The organism is Paenibacillus sp. FSL H7-0703, assembly GCF_038003485.1.
Classification (GTDB): Bacteria; Bacillota; Bacilli; order Paenibacillales; family Paenibacillaceae; genus Paenibacillus; species Paenibacillus polymyxa_B.
Window position 1 is genome coordinate 1 of record NZ_JBBOPF010000001.1, and the last position, 22,643, is coordinate 22,643.

16 protein-coding genes are annotated in these 22,643 nt (G+C 45.2%); 15 read left to right on the forward strand and 1 reads right to left on the reverse strand.

From position 1 onward, the window contains the following. Window positions 1-708, forward strand: a 708-nt coding sequence (locus MHB46_RS00005; protein ID WP_341161226.1) for a discoidin domain-containing protein, incomplete at its 5' end; no start/stop codon positions are given. Window positions 709-1,247: 539 nt separating this feature from the next. On the opposite strand, the gene MHB46_RS00015 is transcribed toward MHB46_RS00005, so the two are convergent. After that, the gene (locus MHB46_RS00015) at window positions 1,248-2,726 is read right to left on the reverse strand and encodes an FAD-binding protein (protein ID WP_341161227.1); all 1,479 of its coding nucleotides are present in this window, start codon (window positions 2,724-2,726) and stop codon (window positions 1,248-1,250) included. 703 nt (window positions 2,727-3,429) lie between these two features. Here MHB46_RS00015 and leuC point away from each other — a divergent pair. From leuC to MHB46_RS00085, 14 genes are all read left to right on the forward strand, one after another. After that, window positions 3,430-4,854 (forward strand): 3-isopropylmalate dehydratase large subunit, encoded by a 1,425-nt coding sequence (gene leuC / locus MHB46_RS00020; protein ID WP_013310634.1) that lies wholly within the window; start codon window positions 3,430-3,432, stop codon window positions 4,852-4,854. 20 nt (window positions 4,855-4,874) lie between these two features. Further along, window positions 4,875-5,477: a 3-isopropylmalate dehydratase small subunit gene (gene leuD, locus MHB46_RS00025; RefSeq protein WP_341161228.1), complete on the forward strand. Its 603-nt coding sequence runs from the start codon at window positions 4,875-4,877 to the stop codon at window positions 5,475-5,477. Between the two features lie 233 nt (window positions 5,478-5,710). Beyond that, the gene (locus MHB46_RS00030) at window positions 5,711-7,285 is read left to right on the forward strand and encodes an N-acetylmuramoyl-L-alanine amidase (RefSeq protein ID WP_341161229.1); all 1,575 of its coding nucleotides are present in this window, start codon (window positions 5,711-5,713) and stop codon (window positions 7,283-7,285) included. Window positions 7,286-7,579: 294 nt separating this feature from the next. Continuing rightward, window positions 7,580-9,079, forward strand: a complete 1,500-nt coding sequence (locus MHB46_RS00035) for an N-acetylmuramoyl-L-alanine amidase family protein (protein ID WP_341161230.1) — start codon at window positions 7,580-7,582, stop codon at window positions 9,077-9,079. Between the two features lie 45 nt (window positions 9,080-9,124). Beyond that, the gene (locus MHB46_RS00040) at window positions 9,125-9,775 is read left to right on the forward strand and encodes a GerMN domain-containing protein (protein ID WP_341161231.1); all 651 of its coding nucleotides are present in this window, start codon (window positions 9,125-9,127) and stop codon (window positions 9,773-9,775) included. A gap of 213 nt (window positions 9,776-9,988) precedes the next feature. After that, on the forward strand, window positions 9,989-10,663 hold the full coding sequence (nth, locus tag MHB46_RS00045; protein ID WP_023989081.1) for an endonuclease III: 675 nt from the start codon (window positions 9,989-9,991) through the stop codon (window positions 10,661-10,663). Window positions 10,664-10,720: 57 nt separating this feature from the next. Further along, the gene (locus tag MHB46_RS00050; RefSeq protein ID WP_013310628.1) at window positions 10,721-10,993 is read left to right on the forward strand and encodes a hypothetical protein; all 273 of its coding nucleotides are present in this window, start codon (window positions 10,721-10,723) and stop codon (window positions 10,991-10,993) included. A 478-nt stretch (window positions 10,994-11,471) separates the two neighbouring features. Further along, window positions 11,472-15,134 carry a dynamin family protein gene (locus MHB46_RS00055; RefSeq protein ID WP_341161232.1) on the forward strand — a complete coding sequence of 1,221 codons (3,663 nt, stop codon included), beginning with the start codon at window positions 11,472-11,474 and terminating at the stop codon, window positions 15,132-15,134. 263 nt (window positions 15,135-15,397) lie between these two features. Beyond that, a complete protein-coding gene (locus tag MHB46_RS00060; RefSeq protein WP_061831566.1) occupies window positions 15,398-17,173 on the forward strand; it encodes an ABC transporter ATP-binding protein in 1,776 nt (591 codons plus the stop codon). Further along, window positions 17,170-19,008 carry an ABC transporter ATP-binding protein gene (locus MHB46_RS00065; RefSeq protein ID WP_061831567.1) on the forward strand — a complete coding sequence of 613 codons (1,839 nt, stop codon included), beginning with the start codon at window positions 17,170-17,172 and terminating at the stop codon, window positions 19,006-19,008. Before MHB46_RS00060 ends, MHB46_RS00065 begins: the two co-directional genes overlap by 4 nt. Window positions 19,009-19,137: 129 nt before the next feature. Beyond that, entirely contained in the window at window positions 19,138-20,322 is a 1,185-nt protein-coding gene (gene purT, locus MHB46_RS00070; protein ID WP_341161233.1) for a formate-dependent phosphoribosylglycinamide formyltransferase, read from the forward strand. Further along, entirely contained in the window at window positions 20,315-20,776 is a 462-nt protein-coding gene (locus tag MHB46_RS00075) for a GNAT family N-acetyltransferase (RefSeq protein WP_061831569.1), read from the forward strand. The genes purT and MHB46_RS00075 overlap by 8 nt, the downstream gene beginning before the upstream one ends. Before the next feature lie 207 nt (window positions 20,777-20,983). Beyond that, window positions 20,984-21,724 (forward strand): CAP domain-containing protein, encoded by a 741-nt coding sequence (locus tag MHB46_RS00080; RefSeq protein ID WP_341161234.1) that lies wholly within the window; start codon window positions 20,984-20,986, stop codon window positions 21,722-21,724. A 227-nt stretch (window positions 21,725-21,951) separates the two neighbouring features. Then, window positions 21,952-22,632: a TIGR00266 family protein gene (locus MHB46_RS00085; RefSeq protein ID WP_061831571.1), complete on the forward strand. Its 681-nt coding sequence runs from the start codon at window positions 21,952-21,954 to the stop codon at window positions 22,630-22,632. Window positions 22,633-22,643: the final 11 nt, after the last annotated feature.

The following is a 22,643-nucleotide window of genomic DNA, read 5'->3' on the forward strand; positions in this document are numbered from 1 at the left end:
GTTCCACATATGACAACTAACATTTTGCCATCTGGAGTAGCAAGCGCAAGTAATGAATATTCATACGCATATGAGGCGTTTAACAAGGAATTTGCTACTATTGCTAGTGCGTGGACATCAAGTACAACTGCTGCTTGGCTAAGATATGACTTTCCTAACCCCGAAGTTATTGAGCAATATGTTATATATCCACAGACAACGGCAACTGACCGTGCCCCTAAAAATTGGACTTTCGAAGGCTCAAATGATGGGATGACTTGGAACGTGCTAGACACTCAGTCAAATATCACTGGATGGGTAAATAGCACTCCCAAAAAATTCACTTTTTCTAATTCTAATTCATACAAGGATTATAGAATTAATATTACAGCCAATAATGGAAGTCAGTATCTAGCTCTTAGCGAATTAGAGATGATGTCTAAAGTGTCGAGCTCCACTCCTAATCCAGGAACAGAGGAACCAACTCCAAACGGGGATCGTGCTATTCTGGTAGTCACCATGACAACTGGCTTAGAGAAGGAATTTGATTTGAGTATGCAAGAGGTCAATGACTTCATTGCATGGTATGAGGGCAAGCAGGCTGGTTCTGGATCGGCTTCATACGCAATCAATAAGCACGATAACAATAAAGGCCCATTCAGCAGCCGCAAGGATTACATGCTATATGATCGTATCCTTACGTTTGAAGTAAGTGAATACTCTAAATAAATCAAAAAGCTCAGGACCTTAATGGGTCGGCTGAGCTTTTTTTGTTAAGAAGCCCTTCCTTTAATCAAGACCTCGCATAGCCTATGGAGTAGGAGTACCCTAAAATAAAGGAGGCGTTACGTGTGGGGGAAATGAAAAGAGACTACGAGGGAATCACCGGAAGAGTTTGGACATCGATAGCTGCTGTCTTGGCACTGTTCATATTGCTGGTAATCATCTTGAAATTAATTCATTTATAAAGATTCTTAAGCTCCACCGAGGGATTTAATTTCTAAAGCATAGCCCCATTAGTTCCTGAGGAACCTATAAGGTTCGCCGTTTGGCCCATTCCCGACCTTAAAGAAGTTGGTGAAACAACGTTTTAGACACACAAAAGGAACGTCAGCGGCTTTTCCGGAGAAGGTAGGGTAATAACCCCTTAACGAAGCCTGATCCACGTCGGAGCGGCTGAAATAAAGTAGACTGATTCATGAGAGTCGCCTCTTTTTGGAATGGTTGGTTTGTGCTTACCATTAGCTGAAAAGGCGACTCTTTTTATCCTATTTTTGGTTAATCAACAAGCCTGACTTTGCTTCAAGATCTTCTATAATTTCCAGTGCAACAAAATATCCGAAAAATAATATTAAAATATCCTCGTATCGTTTTCCTGATCCTCTTGCTCTACTTAATAATATATTTTGACTTTCTTGTATTTTTTTTTTATGGAAAGATAGAGAAACAACGGATGAATTGGAAGCGATCAAATCCATCATTAGAATTGACAACTTTTTCTGAAACTCTTCAATCGGAAAGTCATTATTTTCTTTCGAATACAGCTGCATCGTTTCAGGTGGATCTTTAAATGAAGTTTGATATTGAGTATTGAAAACACCTTCATTAGCTATTTTGTCAACAATTAATTTACCAAAAACGATCCCTGATGCGAATGCTTGCCCAGGAATTCTTCCTATACCAAGATCACCATTAAATTGAGCTTCTCCAGTAGCAAAAACACGATTCAAGTTTATAGCCTCAGCATTAGCATTGATTTCGATTCCTCCTGAAGAATAGTGCATCGTTGGTGTAATTTTAATTCTTTTATTTTTAACTACCTTAGGACTAAATCCATATGTTTTGAATTTTTCATTTAATACATTTTCATCAGCATGGCTCATATCTAAGTACATATCCTTTTTTTGTTTGATGCATTCTAGTTGGAATTTTAAAATCTCATCAATCATTTCGTGGTAATCATCCCGAGCAATTGCATCACAAATATATTCATCTTCTAATAATTGAACTCCTTCCTCATCTATTATTTTCCCTTGACTCAAAGATACAACCCCGCCCAATAAAATTTGTCTTCCGTTATATATAGACCAAGGATGACACATTACTGTAGACATTCCCTTTAATCTCGCACCTATTTTCTTAGCTAAGATTAGCGTTTCACCAGTTGAACCGGGCGAATTATCATTGAAACAGAATTGTCCTGCATATCCCCCCGTAGCTAATACCAAATAATTAGTATATATTCTGATAAATTGATCTGATTGTGTGTCATAAAATATTGCGATAATTCCGTGATCGTACTTTTCCAAATGTATCAAAATTTTATTACACATCGGTTGTTCAATATGTTGTAATAAACAATTGATTAATTTCTTTCCCCCATGTGATTTAATCATACATTCAGGCATGATACCAAAGGATGTTTTCTCATAAGAAATACCCAATTCTTCGAAGAAATTTATAATTATGTTGGAATTCCTATATAGCGATTCAATTACGGATCGATCTGCTCCACATTTATCAATAGTAAGATTAATAATATGATTAATTTCATTCTCTGAGGGAACACGTGTATTTGCTGCTGAAAGAAAGGAGTTGCTTTGTTTGGGTGCACTCTTTTTTGTTACAATCGTGTACTTGATATTGTTTTTTGACAAATAATAAGCAGCAGTAAGCCCTGAGATCCCCGTACCGACAATCAAAATTGGAGTGTAGTGTTCAACGGATATTCCATTTTGTTTCATCATTCCAACTCCTTTTTAGGATGTGAATGTTATCTTCGGCTGAATCTCGTAGTCGGTTTTCTATTTTTTTGCAACAAAACGCATCAGGATGATATTTATAAAATTCTTGCTCTGTTGTTAATTCCCTGTGATTTATATCAAATTATATAACTATATTTCGTTTTATACTTTATATAGTTATTAAGAGCTAACAAAATCAAATACAAACAATTTTGCAAAAGTAGAGGAAAAAAGAACCATTATAGCAATTGCTAAGATGATTCTTATTACGAGTTACAATATTCTTGTTACCGACGAAGAATGGAATCTAAACAAAATATTTTCCTGATTGTACAAGTTTATTCCTTATTTTGTCAACATTATCTGAGAATATATAACTGATTCAGCTTTCACAGTATGAATATTCAAACAAATTCTTAATGTAATAATTAGAAAGGGCCACAGAGTTCATCGTATTCATCCATTTGTATAACCCTTTTTTTAACCTTCGACTTTTAGTCGAAGGTTTTTACTAATTAAGAGCTGATAGAGAAACAGTGCAATGAACCGCCTATATTCACCTTCTCCAGCCTTATAGCCTTAACCTATCACTTCTATAGATATCATATCTTAGACCAATCAAACATCCCGTGGTATATTGTTGACATTCAAGAGAGAGCCGTTAGCTTCTCTCCACTAGGTTCGAAAAACACAGGGGTGAATAATGATGAGTAAAAAGACCATGTTCGAGAAAATTTGGGATAACCATGTCATCTATCAGGAAGCGGGTAAGCCGAGTATTTTGTACATTGATCTTCACCTCGTACATGAGGTAACATCGCCACAGGCGTTTGAGGGATTACGTCTTAGCGGCCGTCAGGTGCGTCGTCCAGAGCTTACGTTTGCAACGATGGATCATAACGTGCCGACTAAGGACCGTTACAATATTACGGACCCGATTTCCAAGCAGCAGATCGATACATTAACTCAAAATTGCCGTGATTTCGGTGTCACACTGTATGATCTGGATACGGTTGATCAAGGTGTTGTTCACGTTATGGGACCTGAACTTGGTCTGACTCATCCGGGCAAAACGATTGTTTGTGGTGATAGCCATACCTCCACACACGGGGCGTTCGGAGCACTCGCTTTTGGTATCGGAACCAGTGAGGTAGAGCACGTAATGGCAACACAATGTCTCCAGCAAGCTAAAGCCAAAACGATGGAAGTTCGCTTTGTAGGCCGCCGCAAACCTGGTGTGACAGCAAAGGACATGATTTTGGGTGTCATTGCCAAATACGGTACAGATTTCGCCACAGGTTATGTTATTGAGTACACAGGTGAATCTATCCGCGAATTGAGCATGGAAGAGCGCATGACTGTGTGTAACATGTCCATTGAAGGCGGAGCCAGAGCAGGAATGATTGCACCGGACGAAACCACCTTCAATTACTTGCGTGGACGTCAACATGTAGCACAAGGAGCTGCTTTCGAGCAAGCGGTTGCTGAGTGGAAAGAGCTTGTCACAGATGAAGGCGCTGAGTTTGATGTCGTGCTGGAGTTTGACGTAGATGCTTTGATTCCGCAAGTAACCTGGGGCACCAGCCCGGGGATGGGTACAGATATTTCCTCAACCGTACCGATTCCGGCAGAACTGCCAACCGAAAACGAACGTAAAGCAGCTGAAAAAGCGCTTGAATATATGGATTTGAAGCCAGGTACTCCGATCACGGATATTGCGATTGATTATGTGTTTATCGGCTCCTGCACCAATGGGCGGATTGAAGATTTGCGTGCAGCCGCTGAGGTTGCCAAAGGTTACAAGGTTTCTGACAAAGTAACGGCCATCGTCGTACCAGGTTCGGGGCGTGTGAAAATTCAGGCTGAAGAAGAAGGGCTGGACGTCATTTTTACAGAAGCAGGATTTGAGTGGCGTGAAGCGGGATGCAGTATGTGTCTTGCGATGAATCCAGACGTACTGCAACCGGGACAGCGTTGTGCATCGACTTCTAATCGTAACTTTGAAGGTCGTCAGGGACGCGGAGGACGGACTCATCTGGTATCTCCAGCAATGGCAGCCGCTGCGGCGATTCATGGACATTTTGTTGATGTACGGGATTGGAAATTCAAGCAGGAAGAAGTAGTCCGCTAGGATACAGAGGAGGAATTACGATGGAAGCTTTCACAACATTAAAAGGAATTGTAGCACCTGTGGATCGGGTGAACGTGGATACAGATGCTATTATTCCTAAGCAGTTTTTGAAACGAATTGAACGTACGGGCTTTGGACAGTTTCTGTTCTACGAGTGGCGGTTTGATGAAGCGGGCAATATCAATCCTGAATTTGAACCCAACAAGCCTCGTTATGCAGGAGCGTCTGTGCTGATCTCTCGCGCTAACTTTGGCTGCGGCTCCTCACGTGAGCATGCGCCCTGGGCGATTATGGACTATGGGTTTCGTTGCGTAATTGCACCGTCTTATGCAGATATCTTCTATAATAACTGTTTCAAAAACGGTATATTGCCGATCAAGCTATCTGAAGAGCAAGTAGAGGAATTGTTTCAGCGTACGGCGCAGCATGATAACTACCAATTGAACGTAGACCTGAATGAAAAAACAATCACTGACGACTATGGTCTGAAAATTGAATTCGATCTGGATGAACATCGCCGTCAATTCTTGCTACAAGGCTTGGACGATATTGGCCTGACACTCCAGCATGAATCTGAAATTCTGGCGTATGAACAAAGACGCGCTGCGAAACAAGGCGCATAATCATATTTCCCAGTTCAGTATCAATACGAAGCCATATAGCTTGCTCATTTGTTAGACAGAAAGCCCGTACTGGCAATTCTTTTGCCTGCGGGCTTTTATTATGCTCAAACAATAAATTGGAAAATAAGGGGTTGACGGTTCGACTCAGCATGGTATTGTAAATGTAAATTGGTTTGAAGGACTGTGTCTGTGAGAAATACCAAAAAATACATATATAAGTTAGGGGAATGAGGATGAAGAAATATGGTTGGGTGATACTAGCGGCTATCTTGATTTGGTTGTGGCCGTCCTCCCCTCATGTGAATGCGGCTGGAGCAGATTTGTTTTTGGATGGCAAAAGAGTGGAAGCGCCTGCGGATGCCAAACCTGAAATGGTCAATGGAAAAATCATGGTACCGCTCCGGGTGGTTGGGGAGCAGCTGGGGTATCAGTTCAAGTGGGAACCACAAGCCTATAAAATCTCAATCCAAAAAAACAGTACCGATATGTCTATGTATGTAGGCCGTACATCGGCTGATGTGAATGGAAAAACAGTAAGTCTGGATGCGCCTCCTGTACTTCGGGGCAATTCGACCATGGTTCCATTGCGTTTTGTTGGGGAGCAAATGGGGCTGAAAGTAGATTGGAATAATAAAAGTAAATCCGTAAATCTCAGTCAGAAGGCTGCAACTCAACAAGCGAATAAACAGTCTCAATCCCAACCATCGTCGCAAACGTCAACACAGAGTACAACTAGCACCAATAAAACGTCTTCAGCAACAGCGACGACAATAACCCCAGTTGAAGCAGACAAGCATACTGAAGCTACAACTTCACCATCCAAGCAGCAGAATACAGAACAGACCACAGCGAATGCGTTGCTTGTACAAAATATTACTTTTGAGGGTGAGACGTTAAAGATTTCTTTGAACAAAGATATTGCCCCTAAAGTATCCAAAATGACGGAGGCCGACCGTATTGTTGTAGATTTACCAGAAGCTTCAATGACGACTGATTTTCTTCAGCCATTCCCGATTCGTAGCGATGGCACGCGGGCGTTGACGAATAATGACAGTGAGGATGTGCAGGAAATTAGATTTGCTCCGACAGATGGACCGAATGGGGGCGTACGCATTGTCATTGCTTTAAATCAAGCACGTGATTACGATCTATCAACCAATGGCCTAGGCGATATCACCCTTCAATTGCGTGAGCATAGTGTGAATCCAGTAGCGGTAACACCAACGAATGTCGAAGGACGGCGAATCGTCGTCATTGATCCCGGACATGGTGGCAAAGACCCTGGAGCAGGTAGTGTGACTGGGCGACATGAAAAGGAATTTACATTGGCGGTAGCGTTAAAAGTCGAGCAGCTTCTGCAAAATGATCCTGACATTCAAATCGTATTGACTCGCAATGGAGATACGTATCCCACGTTGGATGAACGACCACAACTCGCTAATAGTCAGCAGGCAAGCGTGTTTGTATCTATTCATGGTAATAGTATGCAAGCTTCAGATAAAGGAAAAACCAATGGCTCTGAAACCTATTATGCACGTCAGGACAGTTTGGCACTGGCAAAGACGATGCATAAATATCTTGTAGCGGCTACCGGATTTAAGGATAATGGCATCAGGGTGGCAAACCATGCAGTGACGAGAAAATCACAAATGCCTGCTGTATTGCTGGAATGTGGCTACCTTAGTAATCTATCCAATGAAGCAGCCATGTTTACAGAAGAAACACAGGAGAAGATTGCCGAAGGTATTGTCGATGGGTTGAAGGAGTATCTTGGAACGGGCACAGGAGCAACTGAATCACTTAACTAAGGCTGTTAGCAATAAAAGTTACTTTCCACCTTTTAATGAAAATTCATGAGGGTGAAAAGTAGCTTTTTTAGTTTTTTTAGCAGTGACTTTTGACGGAAAACGAATGATCTATATTTTTAGTCAAAATTCGACAAAAATAGTTCTTTGGCACGTATATTTCTGTTATGATGGAATATATTCGCAACTTTTGGTGTGAGATAACGTCTAAAAGGTTGTCTGATATTACATAAGCGCGTATATCAGGTCGCCGCACCGGAGCATGTGGCAAAAAAATTATGAATGGAAGGGTGACGAATGAAGAAATTTGGTTTTTTAATGTTATTATTTGTCTTCATGTGGGCGGTTCCGGGTTATGGACATGCGGCTTCGAGTGGAACACAAATCTATCTCGACGATCAACAGTTAAGTGTCCCTAGTGGTGCTAAGGCACAAGTAATTGGCGGAAGTACAATGGTTCCGCTACGCGTAATTTCTGAAAATTTGGGATATGACGTGACATGGAAGCAGCAGGCGCGAACCATAACGATTGAGAAGGACGGTACCTCGATCCGAATGATAATCGGAAGTAAGACGGCGACTGTCAATGGAAGCGACATTAGTCTGGATGCTTCGCCTCTGCTGCGTTCCAATTATGCCCTAGTACCGCTTCGTTTTATCGGCGAGCAGATGGGACTGGACGTAAAATGGGACAGCAGCTCCAAGTCCGTAAAATTATATACCCGCAGTAGCGGGTCTGGAAACGGGGAATTTACACCTCCCAAGTCTGGAAATAACAGTACAGGTACTGGAAGTGTTACTGCGCCAATGAATAATGCGAACTCAGGTGTTACACAGGTGCAGGGAGTTAGTTTCAGCCAAAACCGTTTAACCATCACCACAGCCAGTGCCGTCAAGCCGAAAGCGTTTACGATGACAGGCCCTGATCGGGTAGTGGTGGATTTGCCAGCAACTGCGTTTGCGGACAATTTTGGAGACCAGCAGAAGCTGGATAGCAACTTAAATGGTTCGTTGGACATTGAGAATGAAGCGGATGTGTCCGGTATCCGGTATGCTTTGTTTCAAAAGGAACCTTCAACGGTGCGCGTTGTTATTGATTTAAAACATGCCATGAATTATACCGCATATAATGATGGATCGAATCGTGTTATCGTCGATCTGGCTTCCAAGGATTCAGTGAATACCACGCCAGACGCAACGTTACCAGATGGCTCACAGCCGGATGACACGCAGACATCACCAACTAACAGCAATGGTAAAAAGGTCGTTGTTATTGATGCTGGTCATGGAGCAAAAGATTCAGGTGCAGTTGGTGTTTCGAGAAAAAATTATGAAAAGACCTTCAACCTGGCTATGGCTCTGAAAGTAGAAAGCATATTAAAGCAGAACCCCAATCTTGAGGTTGTGCTGACACGCAGTGATGATACATTCTTGGAGCTTAAACAGCGCGTAAAAGTAGCTGAAAACCTTAATGCTAACGTGTTCGTGTCCATTCATGCTAACAGCAGCGGTAGCTCAGCTTCCAACGGTACAGAGACGTATTACCAGCGTAGTGCAAGCAAAGCGTTCGCTAACGTTATGCATAAGTACTTTGCTCCTGCGACGGGTCTGACAGACCGAGGCATTCGTTATGGCAATTTCCATGTAATTCGGGAAACGACTATGCCAGCCGTATTGCTTGAAGTAGGATATCTGAGTAATGCAAAAGAGGAAGCCACACTGTTTGATGAAGATTTTCAAAATCGGGTAGCTCAAGGGATTGCAGATGGAATCACAGAGTATCTCGACGTAAAATAAATCTTCAACAAATCGCTTGTCAACGTCAAGCAAGGAGGGGGACATATGAACAAGAAAATCGTAATTGCAGGCCTGCTGGCATTGTTCGCCATTGCAGGTGCAGGGTGTGCCTCTAAGCAAACATCGGCTCCTGCGACTCCATCTCAGGAAACACAAACTTCTAATGCACAAAATAGTACACCCGAACAGACGACCCCTGATCCATCGGCTCAGTCTGCTGAGAATAACGGGGCGAGTCAAACACCTGCTTCTCCGTCAACAGAGCCTACAAAGACCAAGACGGACACGGAAAATTCAGGAGATCGACAAACACAGCAGATTACGGTGTACTATACGGATACACAAGAGAACGGCTTGAAAGAACAGAAAAAGGAAATTACCTATCCAAGCGAGCTGGAAAAATTGCAAAAAGCGTTTGAAGCTCTGCAAAAGAGTGGGGATTCTGCTCTAATCCCGTTGTGGTCCGAGAAAATTTCCGTGCATAAGATCAAATTGGATAACGGTGCATTGACTATTGATATTTCCCTGCCGGACGAGGCTCGATTGGGAGCTGGCGGCGAGGAATTGGCTATCGATGCCTTGAAGAAAACGATGTTCCAATTCAAGGAAGTCAAAACGCTGGATTTGCTCGTAGATGGGCAATCTCTGGAGTCCTTAATGGGACATGTAGATTTGGATCATCCCATGAGCCGCTAACCGATCAGACGGTATGAAAATTTCTTGGGGATTTACACACTTTTCACGTGCAATCTGTGACAGATAATGATAATATAGGAGTGTATTTCTCGCCTATGCAGGCAGTCATGCACAAATAGTATTCGTTTCTTTCCGGATGATTATTTAGAGTGACCGTCTTGATGCGGGCTATCCCGTATCAAGACGTTTTTTTTGGTAGGAGGTAGGATTTCCGTGAATGCAGCAACCGCACGTCATATATTGGACACCATCGGTACGATGTTTCCGGATGCCCATTGTGAGTTGAACCATGACAATGCTTTTGAATTAACGATCGCCGTGTTATTGTCTGCTCAATGCTCCGATCAGATGGTCAATAAAGTAACGGCAGACCTGTTTCAAAAATACAAGTCACCTGAGGATTATTTGGCTGTTCCTCTTGAGGAACTGGAGCAGGATATTCGCAGAATCGGCTTGTACCGAAACAAGGCCAAGCATATTCATAACCTCTGTCGTATTTTAATAGACCAGTACGGGGGAGAGATACCTTCAGAGCACGATCAACTGGTTAAGCTACCCGGTGTCGGCCGCAAGACGGCTAACGTCGTAGTATCTACTGCTTTTAATGTACCAGCTATTGCGGTAGATACGCATGTAGAGCGTATTTCCAAACGGCTCGGTTTTGCAGGGTGGGATGATTCAGTGCTTGAGGTGGAAAAAAAGCTGATGAAGAGGGTACCTAGGGATGAATGGTCTTTGACCCACCACAGGCTTATTTTTTTCGGACGCTACCATTGCAAAGCTCAAAATCCTCAATGTCAGGTATGTCCGTTGCTTGATGTGTGCAGGGAAGGCAAGAAACGTATGAAAACGTCTCTTATCAGAAAAGATAAGGAACGTAGAGCTTAAAGACCCACAGAGGTTACAAAGGGTTTAACCATTTATGTGTAGAAAAGGATGAAGAGTATGAAGTGCATTTCGGTATATACAGACAATTTTGAAGCGTTCTCTGATATTTTTGAGCAAATTGTAACAACAGAATTTGCTGAAAACGAAGAGCGCGAGCTTGAGGGAATCACGGTTAGTCATTCCGGTGATGTACCTGAGCATTATCTGGAGCGTATGTCACAAAAGCCAGAAGTGGTCGTAATGAAGGACAAATCCCGTGGGATTACGATTTTACAGCATGGTCAAGTATTTGAAATTTTGCTGCCAGTGCTTGAGACTGCAGCCAATTAAGTTCAATTAGCGGACGACATGCGTTGCATGTTCCGGTGTAGGCGGCTCGGCTGGTTTATCCAGCCCGAAGGCGCATTATACATGAACCTTGCAGACCATCCTGATATGGCTAGAGCCTATTCCAATGAAGTCTGCATACATTTTGCACCCTGAATTAAGGTATCGCGTTCCCTATGTTCCAAAAGGTGAATGTACATGATGAGTAGGGTCACCCGTTGTATACATATCTTCGTCGTTGTCCTTTAAGGGGACTTTGATGAAATGCATTCGGTTGCCAAAATACTTATTTCTAATGATCCGTTTGGACAGTATAAAATGAACTTATTATTATCATGTACGAAAACAGCGTTCCTTAAAGCCAGGTACTGGCGGGGAGCGCTGTTTAGTTTTTTTGATGTGATGATTCTCACAACGGCTTAGGAATGCTACAATATAGCTATTTGGTGCAGACAAGTGATAAGGAGTGGAACCGTAGCTTATGATGCAAACGATTACAGGAGATGCGGGAAAGTGGTTGGATACGATAGAACAGATACAGAGTACATTGCGTAAAGCCGGGGATGAAGCGGGAGCGAAGGCGATAGGTGATCTGCTGGAAAAAGCATATGCGCAGGAGCTGACCATTGCCTTTTGTGGACATTTTTCAGCGGGTAAATCGAGCTTGATTAACAGCCTGTGTGGTAAAACTGTACTGCCGTCTGGACCGGTGCCTACGAGCGCTAATGTAGTGTCCATCCGTTATGGACGTCCGAGAGCGCTCATTCATCCAGCCAAATCAGCGGAAAACCCAGAGCCGGAAAGCATGGAAGCGTCCCTGTCCGAGCTTGCTGAGTATTGTAAAAATGGTGGAGCCTATGAATCGGTTCAAGTGTGGGAGGATGTTCCGATATTATCTAGCGGAGGAGTGCTGCTGGATACACCAGGCGTAGATTCCACAGACCACGGACATGCGCTGGCGACACATTCTGCTTTACATTGGGCAGATATTGTTTTTTATGTGATGGATTACAACCATGTCCAATCTGAAAATAATTTGTCCTTTGCCAAAAGTTTGTCGGATTGGGGCAAGCCATTATATTTGATCATCAATCAAATCGATAAACACCGGGAGCGAGAGCTTTCATTTACACGTTATCGTAATGAGGTGGAGACCAGCTTTCATGCCTGGCAGGTACATTATACGGATATCCTTTTTACTTCCTTGAAAGAGCAGAATCATCCATGGAACCAGTGGAAACAGTTGACGCATCTGATTCCGAAATTGCTGGAGCGAAAAACAGAGCTTTTGGCATACAGTTTAGTGTCCTCTATGCATCATTTGGTAGAGCAACATGTGGAGACTGTGCAGGCAGCTGAAGAAGAGGAACTGAACACACTGTTAAAAGAAGCAGGTGGAGAAGAAGCTATTTTGCGCCTGGATATAGAGCAGAAAACCTTGCAGCAAGAAGATGAACACTGGAAGGTGCTTCCGGAGCAGGAGCGTAAACGACTGCGTCAAGAGCTGGATCATTTACTGGAACACGCACATTTGACGCCAGCGGAGCTACGTGAAGCCGCAGGCGAATACTTAGAGAGCCGCAAGCCGGGCTTCAAAACAGGAATATGGTTTGCAGGAGGAAAGACTGAGCGAGAAAAGGAAAGCCGTTTGGAACGGCTGACAGGAATGCTGACTGATCAGGTGGAGGGACAATTGCTTCCCCATGTACGGGAGCTACTGAGGTCTTGGGGTGACAGTCAGGGTTTGTGGTCCGCTGCGATGGAGCAGGAGCTGGATGACATCCGCCCTGTGACGGACCGGCAACTGGTAGAGCAGACGGTGAAGGAAAATGCGTTGTCGCCGGAGTATACGTTGAACTATTGCAAGGATCTACGCGCTGCTGTGACCGCCGAATGTCGCCGTAAGGCGCTAACGCTGGTAGACCAGCTGCTGGCCCAGCTTGCAGTGCGAGCCGAAGCCCGCCGCGCGGCTCTCGCGGATGCACGCACTGCGCTGCTGGCGCAGGCGGAGGCGGCGAGCCGCTACAGCACCCGCGTGCAAGCCTTGGCTTCGCACGCCAGCCTACTGCGCAGCTTGCTGCCGCAGGCTTCCGCGCCAAGCGGCTTGCCCCGTGCGGACGCGCCTGCACCTGCGCCCGATACCGCTGCTGCTGTCTCGCCAGCTGCGGCGCCAACGGGCGTTGCGCGTCCTGGTATTGCTGGCTCGCGGAACGCATCGGCGCAGCCGCTAGCAGGAACGGCGGCAGCACAGCCTGCCGCCGGAGGCCGCCGCACGCGGCTGGATGCAGCAGCGGCCCGATTGAAGGCCGCCGCTGCCCTGGTAAGCCCATACCCTGCCATGCAAACGGCGGTACGGGATTTACATGCCCGCGCCGCTGCGCTGGAGGGTGGGCAGTTTACGCTGGCGCTGTTCGGAGCGTTCAGCGCTGGGAAATCCAGCTTCGCCAACGCTTTGCTGGGTGAAGCTGTGTTGCCCGTATCGCCGCATCCGACGACAGCGGCGATTAACCGCATAATGGCGCCTGCAAGTGCTGAGCGCCATGCCACGGCTGACGTCCATATGAAATCAGGGGACGCGTTGCGGGAAGATCTTAAATACTCATTTCGGCTATTAGGATTGGGGGAACCAGCGGCAGCGGGCTGGCAAGAAGTCGTTCATGCTTTATCTCCGGAAGGCATCCATCCTGCGGGTAGGCCTCATTATAGTTTTTTGAAGGCTGCCGCAGCGGGATGGGAAGAAGCTGAAAGCTTGCTGGGACAACAGCTTAAGGTGGATTTAGAGCAGTATCGGGATTTTGTTGCGTCTGAGCACAAATCATGCTTTGTGGAGCATATCGACCTTTATTATGATTGCGCTCTGACCCGTCAGGGCATCGTGCTAGTGGATACGCCTGGAGCGGATTCTGTGAATGCACGACACACAGGCGTGACCTTCAACTATATGAAGCATGCGGACGCTCTTGTATTTGTCACCTATTATAACCATGCTTTTACGCAAGGCGACCGACAGTTCCTGAACCAACTAGGTCGAGTTAAAGAGACCTTGGCGCTCGATCAGACGTTTTTTATTGTGAATGCATCAGATCTAGCTTCTTCTGAAGAAGAACTTCATTCTGTTACCCGGCATGTACAGGAACAACTACAGGCGAATGGAATCCGAAAGCCACGCATTTATCCGCTTTCCAGTATGCTGGCGTTGGAAGCTGCCGAACAGGGAGAGGCTTCATTGCGTTCAGCTTCACGTTTTGATGCATTTGAAGATGATTTCTCGGCATTTGCAGCCGAAGAGCTGGCAGGTCTGTCCATTGCTTCTGCTATGCAGGAACTGAGCCGGCTGCGGAACCGCATAGAGCAACATGCAGCCGATGCCCGGTATAGCGTGGAAGAACGTGAGATCCGATTCGAGCGATTAACTCGCATCCGTGGGGAATTGGAGCATACGCTCCTAGACCTGACTGACAGCAACGGTGCATCTGTGTTATCGGGCGAAACCGATGAACTGCTGTATCATGTACGTCAAAGGCTGTCCTATCGGACTGGAGAATTTATGGCAGAGGCGTTTCATCCATCTGTTCTGCGTGAAGGAGTAGGTGATCTTCGTTCGGCTTTTGCATCTTGTGGTCGTGAGCTGATGCGTTTAATCGAACTGGAGCTGTCTCAGGAATTACTGGCAACCACACTTCGGCTAGAAAAAACGGGACAAATTTTGGTGCACAAGGCTATACAACAATGCGTAGAACACATGAACCATCAGTTGCCAGGACTAGATTGCACAATTCCTGAATCCAGAAAATGGGCTGTTCCCGAGCTAAATGAAATTTCCTTGCAAGAGTCCATTCATTGGAAGGATTATTGGAATAGCTTTAAAAATCCAAAGCTATTCTTTGAAGGAACTGGTCGAGCGAATCTACAAACCAAACTGGAGCCGATATTACGCGAGCAAATCGGGGAAGCTGTGGATCAGCAACGAGAACGAATGGCTTCTTTTTACGTTACGCTGATGCAGGAGGAGCAAACGTGGCAGAAAGCTCAGCTTCGAGAGCAAATGCTGGAGACGACTCGTGGCATGGAGCATGCGCTTATGGGCGGTGAGCAGCCACAGGTTTGGGAAGAGCTTGCTGGCAAGATTGCGGCTTTGGAGTAAAGATAAATAAGTACACCATTTATTTAAGTTCAGGACACCGGGTTGTGGGACAACCCGGTGTTTTATGCATGCTCCAAAAAGAAAGCAATACTGAGTAAATAGCCATATTCAATAATAAGAAAGCGATTTAATTTGTCTAATCACCCACCACTTGATAACCTGCCTGAATACGGCTCGTTATCCTCTTTGCCGCCTTGGAACGCGAATGGTAAACTTCACTAAGCCATATAACAACGTCGTGCAACTAATGGAGGGACATTGACATGGAAGTGCTCAGGCAACTGCAAGTTTTTTTTCGCGAGAGGAGACACTATCTGTTTCTTTCTATTTTATGCCTTGCGATAGCGACGGCTCTGGGACTGGTGTATCCGAACCTGCTCCAAAGGCTTATTGATAACGCTATCATCCCCGGTGACTTCGGGAAAGTCCCGGCGCTGGCTCTGACTGTGCTGGGAGTAGTCATCATCAAAGGGTTCATGCAATTTTTACATGGTTTTTTTGGTGGACGGCTAGGTAACTACTTGGCGTACCGACTCCGCAATGCTTGTTACGAAAAGCTGCAATTTCTGTCCTTCAGATATTATGACACTGCCAAAACGGGTGATCTCATGTCCCGACTGACTGGTGATTTGGAGGCAATTCGTAACTTTATTGGGTTTGGTTTTGCCCAACTCCTCAATGTGCTACTGATGGTCGTATTCGGCTCTATGATGATGCTGTATATTAACTGGCAGCTCACCCTCATTACGATGATCAGTATGCCATTGCTGCTCTTCGTCACATTCAAGTTTGAATCCCGGATTCATCCCACCTTTCAGGAAATGCGGATTGCCCTTAGCGCTTTGACAACAGCGGTCCAAGAAAATATAACAGGTGTGCGAACCGTCAAATCTTTTGCCCGTGAATCCTATGAAGTTGAGAAATTTTCAGTACGTAATGAACAATACAAGAGTAATCAAATTCAGGCTGCTTCCTTATGGAGTCGGTTTTTCCCCGCTATGGAACTGATTGCTTCTGTCAGTGTGGTCCTTCTGTTGGGCATGGGGGGGTATCTGGTTATTCAGAAGTCAATGACCTTGGGGCAGCTCGTCGCTTTCTTTAGCTTAATTTGGTATATTATTGGCCCCATCTGGAGCATAGGCTTTCATATCAATAACTATACGCAGTCCAAAGCCTCTGGTGAAAGGGTCTTGGAACTGCTAAATCAGTCCATAGATGTAACCGATGAAGCCGGAGCACTTACACTCAATGCCGATCAGGTGGAAGGACATGTTACGTTTGAACATGTTACCTTTGCTTACGGAAATAAGCTTCCTGCTGTTGTTGACATCAATTTAGACGCACCGCCAGGATCAGTCATTGGAATTTTAGGGGGAACGGGGTCAGGGAAGTCTACCATTATTCAATTACTCATGCGCGCTTATAATGTGAATGCAGGAAGTATCAAGTTGGATGGCAAGGATATACGTCACTTAAAGATTCGCGATTTGCGTGCTCAAATTTCTTCCGTGTTTCAGGAGACGTTTTTGTTTTCGTCTTCTATACGCAACAATATTTCATATGGTTTAAGTCATGTCAGTATGGATGACATCATACGCGTTTCCAAACTGGCTCAGGCGCATGAATTCATAACTGAACTACCGCTGGGATATGACACTGTCGTCGGAGAACGTGGATTGGGACTGTCCGGAGGACAGAAACAACGGATCGCCATCGCGCGCGCATTACTCAAAAATCCGAAGATTCTGGTTCTGGATGATGCTACCAGTGCGGTCGATATGGAAACAGAGCATGAAATACAGACCGGTTTTCAAGAGGTTATGCGTGGTCGAACAACATTCATAATCGCTCATCGAATCTCTTCGCTTCGTCATGCTAATGAAATTGTGGTGCTTGAGGAAGGACGAATCGTTCAGCGTGGAACACATGAACAGCTCATTGCTACTCCAGGTCCATATCAGGATGTGTATCATATTCAATACGCCGATTACATAGCTCAGGCTCCAGACGGTGTATCCGAAGGGCAGGTGAGACCATGAATATACCCGCAGAAAAAGTCAAACCGTTAAAAAAACCAACGAATGAGCGCTTTGTCTATCAAGATGATGATGTCATTGACAAACCGTTTAACTGGTCAGAATTCAAACGTTTGCTGGCATACATGAAGCCTTATGCCCGTCAGATTTTGCCGATCCTTCTGGTCATGATGATTCTCGGCACCATTACCAAGCTGACCGTTCCTTATTTGATCAGTCTGGCCATTGATAAAGCAATTGCTCCCGCATGGCCTGCACTGCCCAGCGTAAAGTTACTGCTGCTCATCACGGGTGCCGTGCTTTTGTTATATTTAATTCAATGGGCAGCCAGCACGTACCGCATTAAATTTACCAATATTATCGGTCAACGGGTTATTTACGATTTGCGTGAAGATTTGTTCAAGCATATTCAAAAGCTATCTTTTAACTTTTTTGATAAGAGACCGGCAGGTTCTGTATTAGTGCGCGTGACGAATGACATTAACTCGCTACAGGATCTATTTACGAACGGTGCAGTGAATGTCCTGATTGACTGCGTACAGCTTATCGGAATTATTGTCATTTTGCTGCTTATTAACTGGAAGCTCGGTTTAGCGGTAATTGTCACTGTTCCGATCATGTTTTTGATCTCGACCAAGCTGCGCGTTCGCATCCGTCGCGCTTGGCAAGAAGTGCGTATGAAGAACTCGCGTATCAACTCTCATTTGAATGAGTCTATTCAGGGGATTCGTGTGACACAAGCGTATACGCAGGAGCAGGAAAACATGGCTTATTTCGACGACATGAACAGCTCTAGCAAAAAATCGTGGGATAAGGCTTCTGCCATGAATCAGGTTTTTGGCCCACTTATTGATATTACCGGAGGATTTGGTACGCTTGTGCTGTTCTGGTTTGGAGCGCATTTAATTCAGACAGACCAACTTACGGTGGGACTACTGGTTGCGTTTGCTAACTATGTTGGGAACTTTTGGGAGCCGATTAATCGGCTGGGCCAAATGTATAATCAGTTACTGGTTGCGATGGCTTCGTCAGAACGAATTTTTGAGTTTATGGATGAACAGCCGAATATTGCAAACAAACCGGGAGCAATAGCCTTGCCGCCCATTCGGGGAGACATCCAATTTGAAAAGGTCATTTTTGAGTATGAAAAGGGACGTCAGGCGCTTAAAGGTATTAATCTTTCTGTCGAGGCGGGTCAATCTATAGCGCTTGTGGGTCATACCGGATCAGGTAAAAGTACAATTATTAATCTGCTAAGCCGTTTTTATGACATTACGTCAGGGCGGCTTACGATTGACGGTCATGATGTGCGTGATGTCACAGTGGAGAGCTTGCGAAGCCAGATTAGCATCGTACTTCAGGATACATTTATTTTTTCGGGGACGATCCGTGATAATATTCGATTTGGCCGTTTGGATGCAACGGATGAGGAAATTGAAGCGGCTGCGAAGGCGGTCAATGCTCATGAATTCATTGTTCACTTGCCAGCTGGCTATGAAACAGAGGTAGAGGAGCGGGGGGGAATGCTGTCTATGGGCCAGCGACAGCTCTTATCCTTTGCTCGAGCCTTGCTGGCTAATCCGCGAATTCTTATCCTAGATGAGGCCACAGCTAGTATTGATACAGAAACGGAGTTGAAAATTCAGGAGGCTCTTCAGGTTTTACTAGAAGGCAGAACTTCTTTTATGGTCGCTCACCGTTTGTCCACCATCCGTAATGCTGATCATATCGTTGTACTGGATCATGGGGAAATCCAAGAAAGTGGTAATCATGAACAATTGATGAAAAAACATGGAATATATCGGGGGCTGGTGGAAGCACAGTTCAGATTTTTGTAAAAAAAAGATCAAAAAATCGCGTTTTTTGTAAATTTTAATGCCGAGCACTATTGCATTCTTGGAGCTAAACCCTGAAAATAAAGATGAAAAGAGATCAGAGCAATTTCGTCAGAGGGGGAAGAGTTCAAGATGTGGGGTGCTCCTTTTTCTGCCAAGGCTAAGAAGATGCTGCTGCTGGGTAGCGGCGAATTGGGAAAAGAAGTCATTATTGAAGCTCAGCGGCTTGGCGTGGAATGTATTGCTGTAGATCGCTATGAACTGGCTCCAGCAATGCAGGTGGCCCATCGCTCTCACTGTCTGGATATGCAGGATGCTGAGGCGTTGAAGGTACTAATTCGTAAGGAAAAGCCCGACATAATTGTACCTGAAATCGAAGCTATTGCTACGGGTGCTTTGGAAGAATTAGAGCAAGAAGGATTTCACGTAGTACCAACGGCCCGTGCCGCCCGTCTTACGATGGACCGGGAAGGTATCCGCAGGCTGGCTGCCGAGAAATTAGAGCTTCCGACTGCTGCCTATCGTTTTGCAGATAACTTTGAGCAGTTGCGGTCGGCGGTTCATGAGCTGGGCACGCCATGCGTGGTCAAGCCCTTGATGAGTTCGTCGGGTAAAGGGCAGTCTGTATGCCGGGCAATCGAAGATGCAGAATCCTGCTGGAATACGGCGCTGGAAGGCGCGCGTGCCAAAACAACACGTGTCATTGTTGAAGCTTTTGTCCCGTTTGAGAGCGAAATTACCTTATTGACCGTCAGATCGGTTTTGGGTACGACTTTTTGCCCACCGATTGGCCACATTCAGAAAGATGGGGATTATGTCGAATCCTGGCAGCCTCATGGCATGACGGACAAGCAGCTTTCGGAAGCGGAAGACATTGCCCGTAGGATAACGGATGAACTGGGTGGTTACGGATTGTTTGGCGTAGAGCTATTTTTAACAGCTGATGGCGTCATATTCAGTGAAGTATCCCCTCGTCCGCATGATACAGGAATGGTGACCATGATTACGCAGGATTTGTCGGAATTTGCGCTTCACGTGCGGGCCATTCTCGGATTCCCGGTGCCATCCGTCACGCTGCTTACACCAGGAGCTTCAGCTACTTTGAAGGCAGAAGTGACTACGCGGGATTTCGTAATAAGCGGTCTGCATGATGCATTATTGCTACCCCGGACACAGGTGCGAGTGTTCGGGAAGCCTGAAACCAAGCCGGGACGCCGGATGGCTGTAGCGCTTAGCGCTGCAGAAGATGTGGAAACAGCACGGAAGACGGCCAAAGAAGCTGCTAATATGCTGAAAGTGGAGGTAAATCATGTCTAACAATGTGATGATTCCAGTACTGACAATTCGTTCCGTAGAGCTTGGCGATTGCGAAGCCGTAACTGGACTACTAAGAGAAGTCGGGTACCCGATGACTTGTGGTGTAATGAAAGAAGTTATGGGAACAGCGCGGGAGGACAGTCAAGCGAATATGATGGTTGCAGAAATGGATGGTCGTGTTGTCGGAGTAATCGGCATGCATACGGCTCAAAGCTTGGCTTATCCTGATCCTGCCGTACAAATCACCATGCTGGTCGTGAGCGGGGAGTATCGCGGCGAGGGCATTGGCAAGCGCTTGGTGGCTTGTGGTGAGGAGTGGGGACGTGCGCAAGGATGCTATCATTTATTCATTACCGGAGCGAATAACCGCATCAAACAAGTAGAGGCCCGAGCTTTCTACAACCGAATCGGCTTTGAAAAGCAAGGCTACCGTTTCAGCAAAAAGCTTAGATAATCAGCCTATAACAAGACAATCTAATACTTAAAGCCTCACTACTTTTAACTCAGTTCCGCATGGTCAATTCCGAGCGGGGCTATTTTTTTTCCAACTTTTATACCATTGATCCTGCTATAAAACATGATATACTGCTAGAGTAAAGATTACAAAGTTGTAACCAGACGCGTTCACACCAAGGCATTTATACAACAAGGAGATGACGAAATGAAGAATATGTTGAAAAAAACACTGGTGATGGGAAGTCTTAGCGCCATTTTATCCGCAGGATTCATCGTTCCGGCATCAGCTTCACCAGCTGACGATTTGACTGCCCAACTGCAACAATGGTTTCAAAATAACGGATATACCGTCAATATGTCCAACGGGACGACTACGATAACAAAGACCGTAATTAAGGATGTTTCTGAAAAGGACAAGGCTAAAAACAAAACAGCAAATCCTTCATCCGGCAAACAAACAACAACCAAACAGGGTGGCCAAAAGGCTTCGCAGTCTGGTACCAAGCAACAGACTCAAAAACAAAACACAAACTCAGGCGCGGGTCAGTCTGCAGGTACGGATGCACAACTCAGCAAGTCCCAATTTGCAGCTGAGGTTGTAAAGCTTGTAAATAACGAGCGCAGCCAAAAAGGTCTCAAGCCCCTCGCATCGAATGCGAAGCTTACAGAAGTAGCCTTAGTCAAGGCGAAGGATATGAGTACGAACAATTACTTTTCCCATACATCACCGACCTATGGTTCACCATTTGATATGATGAAAAAATTCGGTGTAACTTATACGTATGCGGGTGAGAATATTGCTATGGGACAACAATCACCACAAGAAGTGATGAAAGCCTGGATGAACAGTCAGGGACATCGTGAGAATATTTTGAAGGCAGAGTTTACACAAATCGGTGTGGCTTACTACAATGGGTATTGGGTACAAGAGTTTACACGTAACTAAGATGATAGTAAATACGTTCCCAACGTTATGTCGCTGCTACGAAAAGATAGTGACGTGACGTTAATCTAGAGACCCGCTGACACGTTCAGCGGGTCTTTTGGTGTCTCTTCATCCTCCAGTGGCATAACCACTGCTTTATACCAGAAAAGACATAAGGGACGTATTTATAGTATGATAGCAGCAAGTTGAATAGATATCAGACTACTTATGGAAAGCCAGGTGAACAAATGAGCTACGAAATCGTGCATGAAGGTGCCTTTGCTATGCTCAAGGTGCAGTTGAAACCAGGGGAAATGATTAAAGCAGAAATGGGAGCGATGGTTTCCATGTCTTCCAGTGTAGATATAAAGGGGACGGTAGACGGTGGACTGTTACGTGGTTTAGGCAGAATGCTGAGCGGAGAAAAATTCTTTTTTCAAGAACTGAGGGCAGCCAGGGGACCGGCTGAGGTATTGTTAGCCCCTGCTAGTATAGGTGATGTACAAGCGGTGGAACTGGATGGAACGTATAGGCTGTTCGTCCAAAAGGACGGTTTTCTGGCTTGTACGGAAGGCATTGAGGTTAGCACCAAAATGCAAAACCTGATGAAAGGTTTATTTTCCGGTGAAGGTTTTTTTATCGTAGAAATCAGTGGTCGAGGTACGGTATTCCTGTCCTCTTATGGAGCCATTCATCCCATTTATATTGCGCCAGGAGAAGAGCGTATTATTGATAATGCACATCTGGTGGCATGGCCGGATTATATGGATTATAAAATTGAAAAAGCATCTAAAGGCTGGTTGTCCAGCGTAACGAGTGGAGAAGCACTTGTATGCCGCTTTCGCGGTGAAGGAACGGTACTGATTCAAAGTCGAAATCCGGGCAGTTTTGGACAATGGATCAAAAGTTTTATCCCTGATAGCAAATAGTTTGATTCGTC